Genomic DNA, 19,024 nt, shown 5'->3' on the forward strand with positions numbered 1-19,024 from the left:
CAGGCCCGACAGCACGCTGCCGGGCCTGTGGAAAAGCCAGCTCAAAGCTGAAAAATACTTACTTACTTCGCCAGGCTCACTGCGCCGGGCCCTCGACGGCCTCGGACGTCAGGAGACCCGCGTTGATCTCGCGCAGGGCGATCGAGAGCGGCTTCTCGTGGACGTGGGTGTCGACGAGCGGACCGACGTACTCGAGGAGGCCCTCGCCGAGCTGCGAGTAGTACGCGTTGATCTGGCGGGCCCGCTTGGCCGCGTAGATCACGAGGCTGTACTTCGAGTCGGTGGCCTCGAGGAGCTCGTCGATCGGCGGGTTGATGATGCCCTCGGGCGCGGAGATGGAAGAGGACACGCTCTACCTTCCGATGGATGGGAAAGATTCAGTGTGAATGATCAAGCCTGAGCGAAACGGCCAAGCTTCAACGATCAATCACGATCACACAACGTCCATCAAGGCTAGCAGCTCGCGGGCCACGTCCTCGACGGAGGTGTTGACCAAGGTCACATCGAACTCCGGCTCGGCCGCCAGCTCGACCTTCGCCGCCTCCAGACGGCGCTCGATCACCTCGGGCGGCTCGGTGCCACGTCCGGTGAGTCTGCGCACGAGCTCCTCCCAGGAGGGAGGAGCCAGGAACACCAGCTGGGCCTCCGCCATGGACTCGCGGACCTGGCGGGCGCCCTGGAGGTCGATCTCCAGGAGGACGGGCTCACCCGCCTCCAGCCGCTCCCACACAGCCGCACGTGGCGTGCCGTAGCGGTTGCCAGCGAACTCGGCCCACTCCAGCAGCTCGCCGTTGGCGATCAGCTTGTCCATCTCCTCGTCGGTGACGAAGAAGTAGTGGACTCCGTGCCGCTCGCCGGGGCGGGGCTTGCGGGTCGTCGCCGACACCGAGAGCCAGACCTCGGGGTGTTCCTTGCGCATATGGGCGACGACCGTGCTCTTGCCGACCCCGGAGGGGCCGGAGAGCACGGTCAGTCGCGGACGTTCACTCATGCAGCGATTATTCCAGCAATCCCGGAGTGCCCGGGACTCCCGGTCCGGAGTGACCCGGACTCAGGAGCCGGTGCTGCCGAACTCACGCTCCAGGGAAGCGATCTGGTTCGAGCCGAGGCCACGCACGCGGCGGCTCTCGGAGATGCCGAGTCGCTCCATGATCTGCTTGGCGCGGACCTTGCCCACGCCCGGCAGGGACTCGAGCAGGGCGGAGACCTTCATCTTGCCGATGACGTCGTTCTCCTGGCCCTGCTTGATGACCTCGTGAAGGGAGGCGCCGGAGTGCTTGAGTCGATTCTTGACCTCGGCCCGCTCCCGGCGAGCCGCGGCGGCCTTTTCGAGCGCGGCTGCGCGCTGTTCAGGGGTAAGGGGCGGAAGAGCCACGCCTACGTCACCTCGGATGTTGACTGTCGGATACGGACCGGTGAGGAACCTAGTCGCCCCACACCTGGGGAGCTACGAGCAACACGCTTGCCCGTTCACTCTCGTCGGAGACTAGCGGCCAAGTCCGCCAGAGTCAGCGAGAACAGAGGAAAAGTCCTGGTCAGCCTCCGTCAGGCCGGACATTTAGGACATAATGCCCTGGATTTGAGGATGTATTCAGACTCAAGTCGCTCCCGAGCCACTCATCGGAGGACTCGGCGAGCGGCTCGAACGATCCTGACGGCAGTCAGTCGACCGCCACAGCCGCCCGGATCTCGTCAGCGAAGCGTGACGCCACGTCACGCAGCGCGACGACGTCGGGCCCATGCCGCAGCACGCCCCGGCTGACGTTCGGGACGACGTTGCGCACCGCCGCACCGAAGACCCGGGGAAGATCGGCGGGGGTGGCTCCCTGCGCCCCGATTCCGGGCGCGAGGAGCGGGCCGTTGATGTCGAGGTCGTACGTCGACAGGTCGCCGAGCGTGGCTCCGACGACGGCCCCGAAGGAACCCAGGGGGTCCTCCCCCGAGTTCTCGACGGCAAGGTGCCCGAGCATCGTGGCGCCGACGTTACGACCGTCCGCGCGGATCGCGTGCTGGACCTCGCCGCCCTCCGGGTTCGAGGTCAGCGCGAGCACGAACAGGCCGGTGCCGCTCTCGCGCGCCAGCGCGATCGCCGGCGACAGCGCCCCGTAGCCGAGATACGGCGACACCGTCAGCGCGTCCGAGAACAGCGGGGAGTCCTTCCGGAGGAAGGACTCGGCGTACGCGGCCATGGTCGAGCCGATGTCGCCGCGCTTGGCGTCCATCACCACCAGCGCACCGGCCGCCCGTGCCTCCTCGACCGACTTCTCCAGGACGGCGACCCCGCGCGACCCGAAGCGCTCGAAGAACGCGCTCTGCGGCTTGAGCACGGCGACGCGGTCGGCCATCGCCTCGACGACCGTGCGGCTGAACCGCTCCAGGCCGGCCACGTCGTCGTCCAGGCCCCATTCGGCGAGCAGGGACGCGTGCGGGTCGATGCCGACGCACAGAGGGCCGCGCTCGTCCATCGCGCGGCGGAGGCGTACACCGAAGGGTTCCAGGGCGGTCATGCGGCTTCCTCGGCCTTCCTGACGTCGGCGCCGACCGCGTCGGCGAGGGTGTCGTACGGGCTGGTACGCAGGCGTGCGGCAAGCCCCTTGTGGATGGCGCGGCCCCAGAAGGGCCCCTCGTAGATGAAGGCGCTGTATCCCTGGACCAGCGTGGCGCCGGCCAGGATCCGCTGCCAGGCGTCCTCGGCGTTCTCGATGCCACCGACGCCCACGAGGGTGATCCGGTCGCCCACGCGCGCGTAGAGGCGCCGCAGCACCTCCAGGGAGCGTGCCTTCAGGGGAGCGCCGGAGAGCCCGCCGGTCTCCTTCACCAGAGAGGATTCGGATGTCAGACCGAGCCCCTCGCGCGCGATGGTGGTGTTCGTGGCGATGATCCCGTCCAGACCCAGCTCGACGGCCAGGTCGGCGACCGCGTCGACGTCCTCGTCGGCGAGGTCGGGCGCGATCTTCACCAGGAGCGGGACACGGCGGTTCGCGACCGTACGGTCGGCGGCCTCGCGCACGGCGGTCAGCAGCGGGCGCAGCGCCTCGGTGGCCTGCAGGTTGCGCAGGCCGGGCGTGTTCGGCGAGGAGACATTGACCACCAGGTAGTCGGCGTACGGTGCCAGCCGCTCCGTCGACTTCACGTAGTCGCCGACGGCCTCCGCCTCCGGGACGACCTTGGTCTTGCCGATGTTGACGCCCACGACGGTCTTGAAGACGGGCGTACGGGACGCCAGGCGGGCCGCGACGGCCAGCGAGCCCTCGTTGTTGAAGCCCATGCGATTGATCAGCGCCCGGTCCTTCACGAGGCGGAACAGCCGCTTTTTGGGGTTGCCCGGCTGCGCCTCCCCCGTGACCGTGCCGATCTCGACGTGGTCGAAGCCCAGCATCGACATGCCGTCGATGGCGACGGCGTTCTTGTCGAAGCCGGCGGCGAGCCCGAAGGGCCCATGCATGCGCAGGCCGAAAGCCTCGGTGCGGAGCTCCTCGTAGCGGGGTGCGAGTGCGGCGGCGACGAAAGTCCGCAGCACGGGGATCCTGACGGCGAGTCGGATCCAACGGAATGCCAGGTAGTGGGCCTGCTCAGGGTCCATCCGCTGGAAGACCAGACGGAAGAAAAGCTTGTACATGTCGGTGTCCTCTTGAAACCTCAGTGAGCCTCATGAAGAGGGGGACACCGTTTCCGGTGTCCCCCTCAGGGCTGCTAGTCGCGGGCCGCGGTCAGATGCTCGGCGTGTTCCTGCAGTGAACGCACGCCCACGTCACCGTGGTTGAGGGCGTCGATGCCCTGGACGGCGGCGGCGAGTGCCTGAACCGTCGTCAGGCAGGGCACAGACCGCGCCACGGCCGCCGTACGGATGTCGTAGCCGTCGAGGCGGCCGCCGGTGCCGTACGGGGTGTTGACGATGAGGTCGACCTCGCCGTCGTGGATGAGCTGGACGATGGTCTTCTCGCCGTTCGGGCCGGTGCCCTCGGACTGCTTGCGCACGACGGTGGCGTTGATGCCGTTGCGCTTGAGGACCTCGGCCGTGCCGGACGTGGCGAGCAACTCGAAGCCGTGGGCGACCAGTTCACGCGCCGGGAAGATCATCGAGCGCTTGTCGCGGTTGGCGACCGAGATGAAGGCGCGGCCCTTGGTCGGCAGCGGACCGTAGGCGCCCGCCTGCGACTTGGCGTACGCCGTGCCGAAGACGGAGTCGATGCCCATGACCTCGCCGGTGGAGCGCATCTCCGGGCCGAGGACGGTGTCGACGCCACGGCCGTGGATGTCGCGGAAGCGCGACCACGGCATGACGGCCTCCTTGACGGAGATCGGCGCGTCGAGCGGCAGTTCGCCGCCGTCGCCGTTCGCCGGGAGGATCCCCTCCGCCCGCAGCTGGGCGATGGTCGCGCCCAACGAGATCCGGGCGGCGGCCTTCGCCAGCGGCACCGCGGTCGCCTTCGAGGTGAAGGGAACCGTACGGGACGCGCGCGGGTTGGCCTCCAGGACGTACAGGATGTCCCCGGCCATCGCGAACTGGATGTTGATCAGGCCGCGGACGCCGACGCCCTTGGCGATGGCCTCGGTCGAGGCGCGCAGGCGCTTGATGTCGAAGCCGCCCAGCGTGATCGGCGGCAGCGCGCACGCCGAGTCGCCGGAGTGGATGCCGGCCTCCTCGATGTGCTCCATGACGCCGCCGAGGTAGAGCTCCTCGCCGTCGTAGAGCGCGTCGACGTCGATCTCGATGGCGTCGTCCAGGAACCGGTCGACGAGGACCGGCCGCGAGGGGCTGATCTCGGTCGACTCGGCGATGTAGGACTCCAGCCGGGTCTCGTCGTACACGATCTCCATCCCGCGCCCGCCGAGGACGTACGACGGCCGCACCAGGACCGGGTAGCCGATCTCGTCGGCGATGGCCTTGGCGCCGGCGAAGGTGGTCGCGGTGCCGTGCTTCGGGGCCGGGAGGCCGGCCTCCGCCAGGACGCGTCCGAACGCGCCCCGGTCCTCGGCGGCGTGGATGGCCTCCGGGGGCGTACCGACGATCGGCACGCCGTTGTCCTTCAGCGCCTGCGAGAGGCCCAGCGGGGTCTGGCCACCGAGCTGCACGACGACACCGGCGACGGGGCCGGCCTGCTGCTCCGCGTGGACGATCTCCAGCACGTCTTCCAGCGTCAGCGGCTCGAAGTACAGGCGGTCGGAGGTGTCGTAGTCCGTGGAGACGGTCTCCGGGTTGCAGTTGACCATCACGGTCTCGTACCCGGCGTCGCTCAGCGCGAAGGAGGCGTGGACGCAGGAGTAGTCGAACTCGATGCCCTGACCGATGCGGTTGGGACCGGAACCCAGGATGATGACGGCCGGCTTCTCCCGCGGGGCGACCTCCGTCTCCTCGTCGTAGGAGGAGTAGAAGTACGGCGTCTTCGCGGCGAACTCGGCGGCGCAGGTGTCGACCGTCTTGTAGACCGGGCGGATGCCCAGCGCGTGCCGCACCTCGCGCACGACGTTCTCACGCAGCCCGCGGATCTCGCCGATCTGCTGGTCGGAGAAGCCGTGCCGCTTGGCCTCGGCCAGCAGGTCGGGCGTCAGCTCGGGCGCCTCGGCGAGCTCGTCGGCGATCTCCTTGATGAGGAAGAGCTGGTCGACGAACCAGGGGTCGATCTTCGTGTACTCGAAGACCTCCTCGGGCGTGGCGCCCGCGCGGATGGCCTGCATGACCGCGTTGATACGTCCGTCGGTGGGCCGCACGGCCTCGCGGAGCAGCTCGTCCTTGTCGCCGGGGTCGCCGACGAACGTGAACTGGCTGCCCTTCTTCTCCAGCGAGCGCAGCGCCTTCTGGAAGGCCTCGGTGAAGTTGCGGCCGATGGCCATGGCCTCGCCGACCGACTTCATGGTGGTGGTCAGTGTGGAGTCGGCCTGCGGGAACTTCTCGAAGGCGAAGCGCGGGGCCTTCACGACCACGTAGTCGAGCGTGGGCTCGAAGGAGGCCGGGGTCTCCTGCGTGATGTCGTTCGGGATCTCGTCGAGCGTGTAGCCGACGGCCAGCTTGGCGGCGATCTTGGCGATCGGGAAGCCGGTCGCCTTGGAGGCCAGCGCCGAGGACCGCGACACGCGCGGGTTCATCTCGATGACGATCACGCGACCGTCCTCGGGGTTCACCGCGAACTGGATGTTGCAGCCACCGGTGTCGACGCCGACCTCGCGGATCACGGCGATGCCGATGTCGCGCAGGATCTGGTACTCGCGGTCGGTGAGCGTCATCGCGGGCGCGACGGTGATCGAGTCACCGGTGTGCACGCCCATGGGGTCGAAGTTCTCGATGGAGCAGACGACCACGACGTTGTCGTGCTTGTCGCGCATCAGCTCCAGCTCGTACTCCTTCCAGCCGAGGATGGACTCCTCCAGGAGCACCTCGGTGGTCGGCGAGAGCGTGAGGCCCTGTCCGGCGATGCGGCGCAGCTCCTCCTCGTCGTGCGCGAAGCCGGAGCCGGCGCCGCCCATGGTGAAGGAGGGGCGGACGACCACCGGGTAGCCGCCGAGGGTCTCGACGCCCGCGAGGACGTCCTCCATGGAGTGGCAGATGACCGAGCGGGCGGACTCGCCGTGCCCGATCTTCTGGCGGACGGCCTCGACGACCTCCTTGAAGAGGTCGCGGTCCTCGCCCTTGTTGATGGCCTCGACGTTGGCGCCGATCAGCTCGACGCCGTACTTGTCGAGGGTGCCCGCCTGGTGCAGCGAGATGGCCGTGTTGAGGGCCGTCTGGCCGCCCAGGGTCGGCAGGAGCGCGTCCGGGCGCTCCTTGGCGATGATCTTCTCGACGAACTCGGGGGTGATCGGCTCGACGTAGGTGGCGTCGGCGATCTCCGGGTCGGTCATGATCGTCGCCGGGTTGGAGTTGACGAGGATGACCCGCAGGCCCTCGGCGCGCAGGATGCGGCACGCCTGGGTGCCGGAGTAGTCGAACTCGGCGGCCTGGCCGATGACGATCGGGCCGGAGCCGATGACCAGGACGGACTGGATATCGGTGCGCTTAGGCACGCTGGCCCTCCATCAGGGATACGAAGCGGTCGAACAGGTAGGCGGCGTCGTGCGGGCCCGCTGCCGCTTCGGGGTGGTACTGGACGCTGAAGGCCGGCCGGTCGAGGAGCTGGAGCCCCTCCACCACGTTGTCGTTGAGGCAGACGTGGGAGACCTCGGCGCGGCCGAAGGGGGTGTCGGAGACCTTGTCGGTCGGGGCGTCGACGGCGAAGCCGTGGTTGTGCGCGGTGACCTCGACCTTGCCGGTCGTGCGGTCCTGCACGGGCTGGTTGATGCCCCGGTGGCCGTACTTGAGCTTGTACGTGCCGAAGCCCAGCGCCCGCCCCAGGATCTGGTTGCCGAAGCAGATGCCGAAGAGCGGGGTGCCGCGCTCCAGGACCGCCTGCATGACGGAGACCGGGTGGTCGGCGGTGGCCGGGTCGCCGGGGCCGTTGGAGAAGAACACGCCGTCCGGGTTCACGGCGTAGACGTCCTCGACGCTCGCCGTGGCGGGCAGCACGTGCACCTCGATGCCGCGCTCGGCCATCCGGTGCGGGGTCATGCCCTTGATGCCCAGGTCGACGGCGGCGACGGTGAACTTCTTCTGGCCGATCGCCGGGACGACGTACGCCTCCTTGGTGGCGACCTCGGCGGAGAGGTCGGCGCCCTTCATCTCGGGGGCCTGGCGGACCTCGGCGAGCATGGTGCCCTCGTCGGGCAGGGCGTTGCCGGAGAAGATGCCGACGCGCATGGCGCCGCGCTCCCGCAGGTGGCGCGTCAACGCGCGCGTGTCGATGCCGGAGATGCCGACGACGCCCTGTGCGCGCAGCTCGTCGTCGAGCGAGCGCCGGGAGCGCCAGTTGGACGGCACGCGCGCGGGGTCGCGCACTACGTATCCGGCGACCCAGATCTGCTTGGACTCGGGGTCCTCGTCGTTGACACCGGTGTTGCCGACGTGCGGGGCGGTCATCACGACGACCTGGCGGTGGTACGACGGGTCGGTGAGGGTCTCCTGGTAGCCGGTCATCCCGGTGGAGAACACGGCCTCGCCGAAGGTCACCCCCACGGCCCCGTAGGCGCGGCCGCGGAAGCTCCGGCCGTCCTCGAGGACGAGTACGGCGGGAGCCGCCTTGTGCCTCGGCGAGGCGGTCCCCTGGATGGAGGTCGTCATCGTTCGGCGCCTTCCGTGCTGTTGGTGTTGATCATGGAGTTAATGAGGTCGACCCACTCGTTGTGCTCGGCCGCGTGGTCGGAACGGAACCCGGAGTCGATCAGCCGATCGCCGTGCGCCCACGTCACGACCAGCAGACCGCCCTCGGTCAGGACCTTGCCGGCGATGCCCTTGTCGAGCCGGGCCTCACGCAGCTGAGCGGCCGGGACGAAGAAGTCGGCCGCCCCGGGGCGTACGACGTCCAGTCCCGCGTCCGTCAGCGTGAGCTCGACCCGGCTGCGGGTGCCCAGGCCGTGCGCCACGATGCGGTCCAGCCACTGACCGGCGGTGGTCGAGCCGTGGTAGCGGCCGCTCATGCTCAGTCTCGCCGGGCCGGGGTCGTCCGGCGCGCTGGGCAGCTCTGGCAGGTCGCCCTGGAGCGTGCCGCGCCACTTCCAGCCCTCGCGCATCAGCCAGTAGACGAGCGCGACGAAGAGCAGGAGTCCGACGACCCAGCCGACGCGGGCGGCCCAGTCGGTCACTTCGGCCGACTTCTGTTCGGCCGCGAACTCGGTTCCGGCTGCGAGCAGTGTTGCAGGTGTCACGTGAGCTTCCCGTCGACGAGCGTGGCCTTGCCCCGGAGCCACGTGTGCGTCACACGGCCCGGCAGCTCACGCCCCTCGTACGGAGTGTTGCGGCTGCGCGAGGCGAAGCCCGCGGGGTCCACGGACCCACGGTATTCCGTGTCGACGAGCGTGAGGTTGGCGGGCTCACCAGCCGAGACGGGACGGCCGTGGCCCTTCGCCTGCCCGATCTCGGCGGGCTTGAAGGACATGCGCTCGGCGACCCCGGCCCAGGTGAGGAGCCCGGTGTCCACCATGGTCTCCTGCACCACTGACAACGCGGTCTCCAGGCCGACCATCCCCATGGCGGCCGCGGCCCACTCGCAGTCCTTGTCCTCGTGCGGGTGCGGGGCGTGGTCGGTGGCGACGATGTCGATCGTGCCGTCGGCGAGCGCCTCGCGCAGCGCCAGCACGTCACGCTCGGTGCGCAGCGGCGGGTTGACCTTGTAGACCGGGTTGTACGTCCGCACCAGTTCGTCGGTGAGGAGCAGGTGGTGCGGGGTGACCTCGGCGGTGACGTCGATGCCGCGGGACTTGGCCCAGCGCACGATCTCGACGGACCCGGCGGTCGACAGGTGGCAGATGTGGACGCGGGAGCCGACGTGCTCGGCGAGCAGGACATCCCGGGCGATGATCGATTCTTCGGCCACCGCGGGCCAGCCGCCCAGCCCCAGCTCGGCGGAGACGACGCCCTCGTTCATCTGGGCGCCCTCGGTCAGCCGCGGCTCCTGCGCGTGCTGGGCGACGACGCCGCCGAAGGCCTTCACGTACTCCAGCGCCCGCCGCATGATCACGGCGTCGTCGACGCACTTGCCGTCGTCGGAGAAGACGGTGACCCCGGCAGCCGACTCGTGCATGGCGCCCAGCTCGGCGAGGTTCCTGCCCTCCAGGCCGACAGTCACGGCGCCGATGGGCTGCACATCGCAGTAACCGTGCTCCTGGCCGAGCCGGTAGACCTGCTCGACCACACCGGCGGTGTCGGCGACGGGGAAGGTGTTGGCCATGGCGAACACGGCGGTGTAACCGCCGGAGGCCGCCGCGCGCGTGCCGGTGAGGACCGTCTCGGAGTCCTCACGGCCGGGCTCACGCAGGTGGGTGTGCAGGTCGACGAGCCCCGGCAGGAGCACCTTGCCGCCGGCCTCGACGACCTCGGCGCCCTCGGCGCTCAGAGCGGTGCCGACCTCTGCGATCGTCTGGCCGTCGATCAGCACGTCCTGCGGCTCGCCGCCGAGCACCTTCGCACCACGGATCAGGATCTTGCTCATCTGTCTTACTTCTCCTCGGTACGGGTGTGGGTGACGGCAGGCACGTTCTTGGAATCGACCACCGCTCCGCCGAGCAGCAGGTACAGAACGGCCATCCGGATGGACACTCCGTTTGCGACCTGCTCGACGACGGTGCAGCGGTCGGAGTCGGCGACCTCGGCGGTGATCTCCATGCCGCGGACCATCGGACCGGGGTGCATCACGATGGCGTGCTCGGGCATCCGCGCCATGCGGTCACCGTCGAGGCCGTAGCGCCGCGAGTACTCGCGCTCGGTGGGGAAGAAGGCGGCGTTCATGCGCTCGCGCTGCACGCGCAGCATCATCACCGCGTCGGTCTTCGCCAGCGTGCTGTCGAGGTCGTACGACACCTCGCAGGGCCAGGTCTCGACGCCGACCGGCACCAGGGTCGGCGGGGCGACGAGGGTGACCTCGGCGCCGAGGGTGTGCAGCAGGTCGACGTTGGAGCGGGCGACGCGGCTGTGCAGGACATCGCCGACGATCGTGATGCGCCGGCCGGCGAGGTCCTGACCGAGCCCGGCGTCCCGGCCGACGAGCCGGCGACGCATGGTGAAGGCGTCCAACAGGGCCTGGGTGGGGTGCTGGTGGGTGCCGTCTCCGGCGTTGATGACGGCCGCGTCGATCCAGCCGGAGTTGGCGAGGCGGTACGGCGCTCCGGAGGCGCCGTGCCGGATGACGACGGCGTCGACGCCCATGGCCTCCAGGGTCTGGGCGGTGTCCTTCAGGGACTCGCCCTTGGACACGCTCGACCCCTTGGCGGAGAAGTTGATCACGTCCGCGGACAGCCGCTTCTCGGCGGCCTCGAAGGAGATACGCGTGCGCGTGGAGTCCTCGAAGAAGAGGTTGACGATCGTGCGGCCGCGCAGGGTCGGCAGCTTCTTGATGGGCCGGTCGGCGACACGGGCCATCTCCTCGGCGGTGTCGAGGATCAGGATGGCGTCGTCGCGGGTGAGGTCGGCGGCCGAGATGAGATGACGCTGCATCTGTCAGGCTCCGTAAGGCAGTTAATTCAGGAGAATTCGGGGCAGACGGGTGCGCGCGTGGGCGCGCTGAGCGGGCGTACGACAGCGGCGTACGCCGTGGGCGCTACTGGGAGGTCTGCTTGGCACCGAGCAGTACGGTGTCGCGACCGTCCTCCTCGGCGAGCTGGACCTTGACCGTCTCCCGCAACGACGTGGGGAGGTTCTTGCCGACGTAGTCGGCGCGGATGGGCAGTTCGCGGTGGCCGCGGTCGACGAGGACCGCGAGCTGGACCGCGCGCGGACGGCCGATGTCGTTCAGGGCGTCGAGGGCGGCGCGGATGGTGCGGCCGGAGAAGAGGACGTCGTCGACCAGGACGACGAGGCGGCCGTCGAGACCGTCACCGGGGATCTCGGTGCGGGCCAGCGCACGCGGCGGATGCATGCGCAGGTCGTCGCGGTACATGGTGATGTCGAGCGAGCCGACCGGGATCTTGCGCTCGGTGATCTGCTCGAGCTTGGCGGCGAGCCGCTGGGCGAGGAAGACGCCGCGGGTCGGGATGCCGAGGAGCACCACGTCGTCGGCGCCCTTGGCGCGCTCGACGATCTCGTGGGCGATGCGGGTCAATACCCGCGCGATGTCAGGGCCTTCGAGGACGGGCCGCGCATCGGACGCTTGCGTGTCCAGCTGCTTGTCCATACGAAAAGGACCTCCTTCTCCGCCTCACGGGACGGACCTTAAAGGACGTCTGGTTTGCGCCATCCACCGTAGCAGGCCGGGGAGGCACCCCCGTTCACCCACTTGGCCCAATCGGCCACCGATAGCACGGAAGCGTCGGTGTGGACCATTCGGCTTGACGCGCCAGAGTAACGCTGCGTAACCTCACAGTGAGTTACCAACCGCGCGGCATGGAACCGAAGCCGGCCGCGTCGACACAGTGTCCGGGGAGCTATATGTCCAGCGAATACGCCAAACAGCTCGGGGCCAAGCTCCGGGCCATCCGCACCCAGCAGGGCCTTTCCCTCCACGGTGTCGAGGAAAAGTCCCAGGGACGCTGGAAGGCCGTCGTGGTCGGTTCGTACGAGCGCGGCGACCGCGCCGTGACCGTGCAGCGCCTCGCGGAGCTGGCGGATTTCTACGGCGTTCCGGTGCAGGAGCTGCTGCCGGGCACCACGCCGGGCGGCGCCGCCGAGCCGCCGCCGAAGCTGGTCCTGGACCTGGAGCGGCTGGCCCACGTACCGGCCGAGAAGGCGGGCCCCCTGCAGCGCTATGCGGCGACCATCCAGTCGCAGCGCGGTGACTACAACGGCAAGGTGCTCTCGATCCGCCAGGACGACCTGCGCACACTCGCCGTCATCTACGACCAGTCCCCCTCGGTTCTCACCGAGCAGCTGATCAGCTGGGGTGTGCTGGACGCGGACGCGCGCCGCGCGGTCTCCCACGCCGAGGAGAGCTGAGCGCTCCACGGGTTTCACCCAGTCAGCAGAAACGTGCCGCCGGGGTGGCCGGAACTTTACGGTTCCGGCCACCCCGGCGGCGTTCTGAGGGCCTAGGGGGGCGTAGGTGTACGGGAATGCCAAAGGGCCCGCAGCGGTGATGCTGCGGGCCCTTTGGCATTCCCTGCTTACGCCTCGTCCCGGCGCAGTGAGGGCTTCAGGTCCTTGAGCCGGCCGAGCAGCCCGTTGACGAACGAGGGCGACTCGTCCGTGGAGAACTCCTTCGCCAGCTGCACCATCTCGTCGAGTACGACCGCGTCCGGGGTCTCGTCGGCCCAGATCAGCTCGTATGCGCCGAGGCGCAGGATGTTGCGGTCCACGACCGGCATGCGGTCGAGCGTCCAGCCGACGGAGTACTGCGCGATCAGCTCGTCGATGCGCTTGATGTGCTGCGCATATCCCTCGACCAACTGCATCGTGTACTCGCTCACCGGCGGCTGCCGGGTGTCGGCCCGGGAGAGCCGGATCCAGTCCGCGAGGACCGTCAGGACGTCGGCCCCGCGCTGGTCGGCCTCGAAGAGGATCTGGAAGGCGCGCTTGCGGGCCGTGTTGCGGGCAGCCACGGTTAGCTGTTCACCCGGCCGAGGTAGTCGCTCGTGCGGGTGTCGACCTTGATCTTCTCACCGGTGGTGATGAAGAGCGGGACCTGGATCTGGTGGCCGGTCTCCAGGATGGCGGGCTTGGTGCCGCCGGTGGAGCGGTCGCCCTGGACGCCCGGCTCGGTCTCCTGGATGACGAGCTCGACGGCGGCCGGCAGCTCCACGAAGAGCACCTCGCCCTCGTGCTGCGCGACGGTGGCGGTGAAGCCCTCGATCAGGAAGTTGGCGGCGTCGCCGACGGCCTTGCGGTCGACCATGAGCTGGTCGTAGGTCTCCATGTCCATGAAGACGAAGTAGTCGCCGTCCATGTAGGAGAACTGCATGTCGCGCTTGTCGACGGTGGCCGTCTCGACCTTCACGCCGGCGTTGAAGGTCTTGTCGACGACCTTCCCGGAGAGCACGTTCTTGAGCTTGGTGCGCACGAAGGCCGGGCCCTTGCCGGGCTTGACGTGCTGGAACTCGACGACGGACCAGAGCTGGCCGCCTTCGAGCTTGAGCACCATGCCGTTCTTGAGGTCGTTCGTGGAAGCCACGGTTGCGGAATCTCCTGGACTGACGTGGACGACCCCGGCGCACGCACCTTCCTAGAGGGCGAGCAGCTCCTTGGTCGTGATGGTGAGTAGCTCGGGTCCGCCGTCCGCCTCGGGGCGGACGACGAGCGTGTCATCGATCCGGACGCCGCCCCGGCCCGGGAGGTGGACCCCCGGTTCGACGGTGACCGGCACGCAAGCGTCCAGTTTACCCATGGCCGCGGGAGCCAACTGCGGGTCCTCGTCGATTTCGAGTCCCACACCGTGCCCCGTCAGGGCCGGAAGGCCCTGCCCGTACCCCGCGGAGTCCAGTACCTGACGTGCCGCGCGGTCGACATCGCGGTACGCGGCGCCCGGTACCAGCGACTCCCGTCCGGCGCGCTGAGCGGCGAAGACGAGGTCGTACAACTCGATCTGCCAGTCGGCGGGGGACGTACCGATGACGAAGGTGCGGCCGATCTCGCACCGGTAGCCGCGGTAGGTGGCCCCCAGGCAGACGGAGAGGAAGTCGCCCTCCTCGACGCGGCGGTCGGTGGGCCGATGGGCGCGTCGGCCGGCGTTCGGGCCGGTGGCGACCGAGGTCGGGAAGGCCGGGCCGTCGGCGCCGTGATCGACCAGGCGCCGTTCGAGTTCCAGGGCGAGGTGGCGTTCGGTGCGGCCGACGAGGATGGATTCGAGCAGTTCCCCGAGTGCCTGGTCGGCGATCTCGGCGCCGATCCTGAGGCAGGAGATCTCCTCTTCGTCCTTGACCACCCTCAGCTGCTCCACGGCCCCGCCGAGGTCGGCGAGGCGCAGTCGCGGGACGACCGAGCGGATGGCCCTGTGGCGGGCCACGGTCAGGTGGTGTTCCTCCACGGCGAGACAGACCCCGCCCTGCGCTGCCGCGAGGTCGGCCGCGGCGACGGCGGGGTCGCCGCCGGCACCGGGGAGGGTGTGGATCCGCAGCGCCTCGTCGGGGCGGCCCTCGGTGGGGCGGTCGTCGGGCGGTTCGGCGCACACGAGCAGGTCTTCGGTCTTGCCGAGGAGCAGCACGGAGCCCTGCGGGGCGGCGCCCGCGAGGTAGCGGACGTTGGCGGGGCGGGAAATCAGCGCGGTGGCGCTGCCGCTGGCTTGGCAGCGGTCCCTCAGCCGGGATCGGCGGGTGGCGTACACCTCTGACATGACCCGAGCGTAAGAGCTCCGCTCGGTTGGCGCCGGTTGGGGGCGGCTGAGTGGGCGGTGGCTGGATTGTGCTGGGTGGTGGGGGTGCCGTTCGGGGAGGGGGGTGCCGTGTGGGGTTGTGTGCCGTCTGCGGGTGGGTGGGGGGTGCTCGCGCAGTTCCCCGCACCCCTGGGGACACTTCCTTGACGTCGGCTACCAGTTCGCGGCTCGTCGCGCCCACGCGGCGGAGCCGCACGTCCATACAGCCCCGCGCCCCTGGGGACACTTCCTTGACGTCGGCTACCAGTTCGCGGGCCCGTCGCGCCCACGCGGCGGAGCCGCATGTCGATACAGCCCCGCGCCCCTGGGGGCACTCCGCACAGGTCGGCTGGCAGCGCCGCGCCCCTTAGGGCAGTCCCCTCACGTCTGCTACCAGCTCGGGGGGCTTGCGATGGAGCGGGCCAGGACGTCGTTCAGGACCTGGGCCGTCTGTGGGACGTCCAGCTGGGAGTTGTCGATGATCGGGAGGCCCGAGCCGTACCAGCCCGCCATCCGGCCGTGGATGCGGGCGACCTCCTCGTCGGTGAGGCGGCGGTTGCCCGAGCGTTCGGCGTTGCGCTCCAGGACGATCTCCAGGCCCGGGAGCAGGACGACCGGGAGGAGGCCGGGGCCCACGTGGCGCTTCCAGCCGCCCAGGCCCACCACCGGACGGTCGGGGAAGACCGCGTCGTCGAGGATGCAGGAGATGCCGTTGGCCAGGAAGTTGCGGGCGGCGAAGCCGCAGGTGCGGCGGGCGAGGCGGTACTGGGCCTCGGAGTTGTCGTTCCACCCGGACTGGGGGTCGGCGAAACCCGAGCGGACCCATTCGCGGACGTCATCGAGGCTGATGTGGGCGGTGGGGACCCGGCGGTGGTCCGCCCAGTACTTGGCGACGCTCGTCTTGCCGGCCCCGGCCGGACCGATGAGCAGCACCGCGAGGGTCGTGGCCGCCGGGTCGGGTGCCGTCGTGGTGGGCGGGGCGCTCGGCATGCCGACGGGACCGCCGGGCGGCAGTGGTACGTGGCCCGTGGTTTCGGGTGTCGGCGGGACGTGGGTCTGCTGTGGCGCGGTCGGGACCGGGCCGGGGGGTGTGAAGCCCGGGGCCGGGGGCGGCGGGGGGACGGGAGCTGACCCCTGGTGCGGGGCATGCGGGGCGGGTCCCTGCGGCGTGCCCGGGTGGTGCTGACCCGGGTGTTGTGCGGCCGGCGACCAGCCGTGCCCCGACTGGTGGGGCGGCGGCAGCGGAGAACCCACTGCGTGCTGCATCCGGTGCCACTCCGTCTCGTCTTCCATGGCCATTGGCGCTGTCAGCAGGGCACACGAACCCCGCTCGCTACCGAACGGTACCGCCCCCGGCCGACGTTTGGTGAACGGCCGGAGGCGGTCCGAAGTGCCCATCGCCACAGGCGAATCGGACGCAAGCGCGCTTCCGGGGACTTACTGGCCGACTTCGCCGTACGCCGCGAGCAGGACGGCCGGGTCGGGGCCCTCCAGGACGGTCGGCTTGGCCAGACCGTCCAGCACGATGAAGCGCAGCAGATTGCCGCGGGACTTCTTGTCCACCTTCATGGTCTCCAGCAGCTTGGGCCACTGGTCGTAGCGGTAGTGCAGCGGCAGACCGACCGATTCGAGGATGGTGCGGTGACGGTCGGCCGTCGCGTCGTCCAACCGTCCGGCGAGACGCCCGAGTTCGGCGGCGAAGTGCATGCCGACGGAGACCGCCGCGCCGTGCCGCCACTTGTAGCGCTCGTTCTTCTCGATGGCGTGGCCGAGCGTGTGGCCGTAGTTGAGGATCTCCCTGAGGCCCGACTCCTTCAGGTCCGACGAGACGACCTCGGCCTTGACCCGGATGGAGCGCTCGATCAGCTCGGCGGTGTGCGGGCCGGCCGGGGTCCGCGCGGCCTGCGGGTCGGCCTCGATCAGCTCCAGGATCGCCGGGTCGGCGATGAAGCCGGCCTTGATGATCTCGGCGAGACCGGACACGTAGTCGTTGACCGGCAGGGACTCCAGCGCCGCCAGGTCGCACAGCACGCCGGCCGGCGGGTGGAAGGCGCCCACGAGGTTCTTGCCCTCGGCGGTGTTGATGCCGGTCTTGCCGCCGACGGCCGCGTCCACCATCGCGAGCACGGTGGTCGGTACGGCGATCCAGCGCACCCCGCGCAGCCAGGTGGCCGCCACGAACCCGGCGAGGTCGGTGGTCGCCCCGCCACCCACACCGACGATGACGTCGGAGCGGGTGAAGCCGGACTGGCCCAGCGCCTTCCAGCAGTAGGCGGCGACCTCGGCGGTCTTGGCCTCCTCCGCGTTCGGCACCTGGATGGCGACCGCCTCATAGCCCTGCCCGGCCAGGTCGGCCCGCAGCGCCTCGCCGGTCTCGGCCAGCGCCTCCGGGTGGACGACGGCCACCCGCTGGGCCTTGCCGCCGATCAACCCACCCAGCTCGCCCAGGAGCTGACGGCCCACCAGGACCTCGTAGGGGTCGGTCCCCGCGGTGCCGCCGACCTGGATCCGGGTGACTGCCTCGCTCATGCTTCCTTCAACTCCAGTGCGTCCAGGGCGATTTCGGTGACCTCTTCGGGCGTACGGCCATCGGTCGCGACGACGGCCGTGGCGACCTCCTCGTACAGGTGCCGACGGGCCTCCATCAGCTCGCGCCACTGCTTGCGCGGGTTGACCGCCAGAAGCGGGCGGGCCGCGTTCAGCCCGGTCCGCTTGACCGCCTCCTCGACGTCCATCGACAGGTACACGACCCGCTGGCCCGCGAGCAACGCGCGCGTGTCCGCGTCCAGGATCGAACCGCCGCCGAGAGCGAGAACGCCGTCGTGTCCGGCCAGCGCCCGGTGCACGGCAGCCTTCTCTATGGCGCGGAAGGCGGGCTCGCCCTCGTCGACGAAGATCTCGGCGATGGTCCGGCCCTGCTCGGCCACGATGTCGTCGTCGGTGTCCCGGTAGGTGACCCCCAGCCGCTCGGCCAGCAGCTGCCCGACGGTGGACTTGCCCACCCCCATCGGGCCGACCAGGACGACCAGCGGCCCGCTCATCGGATGGCGAGGTTGTCGAGGTACGAGGTCACGTTGCGGCGGGTCTCGGTGACCGAGTCGCCGCCGAACTTCTCCGCCACCGCGTCCGCGAGGACCAGCGCGACCATCGCCTCGGCGACGATCCCGGCGGCCGGGACCGCGGACACGTCGGAGCGCTGGTGGTGGGCCTGCGCCGCCTCGCCGGTGGTGACGTCCACCGTCTGCAGGGCGCGCGGCACGGTCGCGATCGGCTTCATCGCGGCGCGCACCCGCAGCAGCTCACCGGTGGTGAGGCCGCCCTCGGTACCGCCGGAACGGCCGGAGACACGGCGGATGCCCTCGGGTGTCTTCACGATCTCGTCGTGCGCCTTGGAACCGGGGACGCGGGCCAGCTCGAAGCCGTCGCCGAGCTCGACACCCTTGATCGCCTGAATGCCCATGAGCGCCCCGGCGAGGCGGGCGTCCAGCTTGCGGTCCCAGTGCACGTGCGAGCCCAGGCCGACGGGGACGCCGTACGCCAGGATCTCGACCACGCCACCGAGGGTGTCGCCGTCCTTGTGGGCCTGGTCGATCTCCGCGACCATCGCCTTCGACGCGTCCGCGTCCAGGCAGCGCACGGGGTCCGCGTCCAGCTTCTCGACGTCGGCCGGCGTCGGGTACACGCCCTGCGGCGCCTTCGCCGCGGCCAGCTCCACGACATGGCTGACGATCTCGATGCCGGCCGTCTCCTTCAGGTACGACCGGGCCACCGCGCCCAGCGCCACGCGGGCCGCCGTCTCACGGGCGGAGGCACGCTCCAGGATCGGCCGGGCCTCGTCGAAGCCGTACTTCTGCATGCCCGCGAGGTCGGCGTGGCCGGGGCGCGGGCGGGTCAGCGGGGCGTTGCGGGCCAGGCCCGCCAGGATCTCGGGGTCGATCGGGTCGGCCGCCATGACCTGCTCCCACTTCGGCCACTCGGTGTTGCCCACCATGATCGCGACCGGGGAACCGAGGGTGAGGCCGTGCCGGACGCCGCCGAGGAAGGTGACCTCGTCACGCTCGAACTTCATGCGCGCGCCGCGTCCATAACCGAGCCGGCGCCGGGCCAGGTGGTCGGCCACCATCTCCGTGGTGATCGGCACGCCGGCGGGAAGGCCCTCCAGCGTCGCCACGAGTGCGGGACCGTGGGACTCCCCCGCGGTCAGCCAGCGCAACCTGCTCAAC

19 protein-coding genes are annotated in these 19,024 nt (G+C 70.0%); 1 reads left to right on the forward strand and 18 read right to left on the reverse strand.

Annotated elements, in window-relative coordinates:
* Positions 1 to 76: 76 nt before the first annotated feature.
* From rpoZ to pyrR, 11 genes are all read right to left on the reverse strand, one after another.
* Complete coding sequence (gene rpoZ, locus ACTMVF_RS07915; RefSeq protein WP_003988945.1) at positions 77 to 349, reverse strand: DNA-directed RNA polymerase subunit omega; 273 nt, start codon at positions 347 to 349, stop codon at positions 77 to 79.
* An 84-nt stretch (positions 350 to 433) separates the two neighbouring features.
* Complete coding sequence (gene gmk / locus ACTMVF_RS07920; protein ID WP_441270231.1) at positions 434 to 991, reverse strand: guanylate kinase; 558 nt, start codon at positions 989 to 991, stop codon at positions 434 to 436.
* 60 nt (positions 992 to 1,051) lie between these two features.
* Positions 1,052 to 1,375, reverse strand: a complete 324-nt coding sequence (locus ACTMVF_RS07925; RefSeq protein ID WP_003977346.1) for an integration host factor — start codon at positions 1,373 to 1,375, stop codon at positions 1,052 to 1,054.
* A 286-nt stretch (positions 1,376 to 1,661) separates the two neighbouring features.
* Entirely contained in the window at positions 1,662 to 2,507 is an 846-nt protein-coding gene (gene pyrF / locus ACTMVF_RS07930; protein WP_441270232.1) for an orotidine-5'-phosphate decarboxylase, read from the reverse strand.
* Positions 2,504 to 3,619, reverse strand: a complete 1,116-nt coding sequence (locus tag ACTMVF_RS07935) for a quinone-dependent dihydroorotate dehydrogenase (protein WP_441270233.1) — start codon at positions 3,617 to 3,619, stop codon at positions 2,504 to 2,506. Before ACTMVF_RS07935 ends, pyrF begins: the two co-directional genes overlap by 4 nt.
* A 74-nt stretch (positions 3,620 to 3,693) precedes the next feature.
* Positions 3,694 to 7,002, reverse strand: coding sequence for a carbamoyl-phosphate synthase large subunit (carB, locus tag ACTMVF_RS07940; protein WP_441270234.1), 3,309 nt, complete (start codon positions 7,000 to 7,002; stop codon positions 3,694 to 3,696).
* A complete protein-coding gene (carA, locus tag ACTMVF_RS07945; RefSeq protein ID WP_441270235.1) occupies positions 6,995 to 8,152 on the reverse strand; it encodes a glutamine-hydrolyzing carbamoyl-phosphate synthase small subunit in 1,158 nt (385 codons plus the stop codon). Before carA ends, carB begins: the two co-directional genes overlap by 8 nt.
* Positions 8,149 to 8,736 (reverse strand): PH-like domain-containing protein, encoded by a 588-nt coding sequence (locus tag ACTMVF_RS07950; protein WP_441270236.1) that lies wholly within the window; start codon positions 8,734 to 8,736, stop codon positions 8,149 to 8,151. Before ACTMVF_RS07950 ends, carA begins: the two co-directional genes overlap by 4 nt.
* Positions 8,733 to 10,019 (reverse strand): dihydroorotase, encoded by a 1,287-nt coding sequence (locus ACTMVF_RS07955; RefSeq protein WP_441270237.1) that lies wholly within the window; start codon positions 10,017 to 10,019, stop codon positions 8,733 to 8,735. Before ACTMVF_RS07955 ends, ACTMVF_RS07950 begins: the two co-directional genes overlap by 4 nt.
* 5 nt (positions 10,020 to 10,024) lie before the next feature.
* The gene (locus ACTMVF_RS07960; RefSeq protein WP_441270238.1) at positions 10,025 to 11,020 is read right to left on the reverse strand and encodes an aspartate carbamoyltransferase catalytic subunit; all 996 of its coding nucleotides are present in this window, start codon (positions 11,018 to 11,020) and stop codon (positions 10,025 to 10,027) included.
* 103 nt (positions 11,021 to 11,123) lie between these two features.
* Complete coding sequence (pyrR, locus tag ACTMVF_RS07965; RefSeq protein WP_441270239.1) at positions 11,124 to 11,696, reverse strand: bifunctional pyr operon transcriptional regulator/uracil phosphoribosyltransferase PyrR; 573 nt, start codon at positions 11,694 to 11,696, stop codon at positions 11,124 to 11,126.
* Between the two features lie 254 nt (positions 11,697 to 11,950).
* Between pyrR and bldD the strand changes: the two genes are divergently transcribed.
* The gene (gene bldD, locus ACTMVF_RS07970; RefSeq protein WP_004002691.1) at positions 11,951 to 12,454 is read left to right on the forward strand and encodes a transcriptional regulator BldD; all 504 of its coding nucleotides are present in this window, start codon (positions 11,951 to 11,953) and stop codon (positions 12,452 to 12,454) included.
* A gap of 167 nt (positions 12,455 to 12,621) precedes the next feature.
* Here bldD and nusB read toward each other — a convergent pair whose 3' ends face one another.
* The 7 genes from nusB to aroC all read right to left on the reverse strand — a co-directional run bounded on the left by nusB (position 12,622) and on the right by aroC (position 19,023).
* Positions 12,622 to 13,056 (reverse strand): transcription antitermination factor NusB, encoded by a 435-nt coding sequence (nusB, locus tag ACTMVF_RS07975; RefSeq protein ID WP_441270240.1) that lies wholly within the window; start codon positions 13,054 to 13,056, stop codon positions 12,622 to 12,624.
* Positions 13,057 to 13,058: 2 nt separating this feature from the next.
* Entirely contained in the window at positions 13,059 to 13,625 is a 567-nt protein-coding gene (gene efp / locus ACTMVF_RS07980) for an elongation factor P (RefSeq protein ID WP_403332981.1), read from the reverse strand.
* Positions 13,626 to 13,676: 51 nt separating this feature from the next.
* Complete coding sequence (locus tag ACTMVF_RS07985; protein WP_441270241.1) at positions 13,677 to 14,783, reverse strand: aminopeptidase P family protein; 1,107 nt, start codon at positions 14,781 to 14,783, stop codon at positions 13,677 to 13,679.
* Between the two features lie 408 nt (positions 14,784 to 15,191).
* Complete coding sequence (locus ACTMVF_RS07990) at positions 15,192 to 16,067, reverse strand: Pro-rich N-terminal domain-containing protein (RefSeq protein WP_441270242.1); 876 nt, start codon at positions 16,065 to 16,067, stop codon at positions 15,192 to 15,194.
* Between the two features lie 171 nt (positions 16,068 to 16,238).
* The gene (aroB, locus tag ACTMVF_RS07995; protein ID WP_441270243.1) at positions 16,239 to 17,330 is read right to left on the reverse strand and encodes a 3-dehydroquinate synthase; all 1,092 of its coding nucleotides are present in this window, start codon (positions 17,328 to 17,330) and stop codon (positions 16,239 to 16,241) included.
* Entirely contained in the window at positions 17,327 to 17,842 is a 516-nt protein-coding gene (locus ACTMVF_RS08000; RefSeq protein ID WP_441270244.1) for a shikimate kinase, read from the reverse strand. The genes aroB and ACTMVF_RS08000 overlap by 4 nt, the downstream gene beginning before the upstream one ends.
* Positions 17,839 to 19,023 carry a chorismate synthase gene (aroC, locus tag ACTMVF_RS08005; protein WP_441270245.1) on the reverse strand — a complete coding sequence of 395 codons (1,185 nt, stop codon included), beginning with the start codon at positions 19,021 to 19,023 and terminating at the stop codon, positions 17,839 to 17,841. The genes ACTMVF_RS08000 and aroC overlap by 4 nt, the downstream gene beginning before the upstream one ends.
* Position 19,024 lies beyond the last annotated feature (1 nt).

Source organism: Streptomyces sp. SD31, from assembly GCF_052068475.1.
GTDB lineage: Bacteria > Actinomycetota > Actinomycetes > Streptomycetales > Streptomycetaceae > Streptomyces.